Source organism: Arthrobacter sp. 10T419 (genome assembly GCF_056394105.1).
On the sequence record NZ_JBFTHF010000057.1, the window covers coordinates 1 to 409 of the forward strand.

Consider the following 409-nt stretch of genomic DNA (forward strand, 5'->3'; position numbering starts at 1 on the left):
CTCGATCGCAGCACCCCGAACATCGATGCCGCCCGCGAAATGCTCGCGCACATCTCCGCCTGCGCCATGCGCGCCCGCACCATCATCAGCGGCCTGCGCGCGCAGGCGCGCCAGGTCGAGCCGACCTTCACCGCCTTCGACCTCGGCGAGGCCGTTCGAGAGGCGGCAGAGATCGTCGCCTGCACGCTCGATGCCATGAACGTGCATTTGCGCCTCGATGCATTCCCGCCTTCGACGCAGGTACGCGGCGAACGTGTGCAATTGCAACAGGCCATCATCAGCCTGCTGATCAACGGCGCGGAATCCATGCATGGGCAGCCGGCTGGCGAAAGACTGCTGGTGCTGGCATGCAGCCCCTCGCAAGACGTGCTGCGCATTGACATCGACGACGGCGGCGAAGGTTTCCATC

The 409-nt window shown here is 65.5% G+C and carries 1 protein-coding gene; it reads left to right on the forward strand.

The window, feature by feature from the left end; all coding sequences use genetic code 11:
* Positions 1-409: sensor histidine kinase (locus tag AC1DBD_RS17860; RefSeq protein ID WP_476982728.1), on the forward strand; the 409-nt coding region annotated here is incomplete at both ends.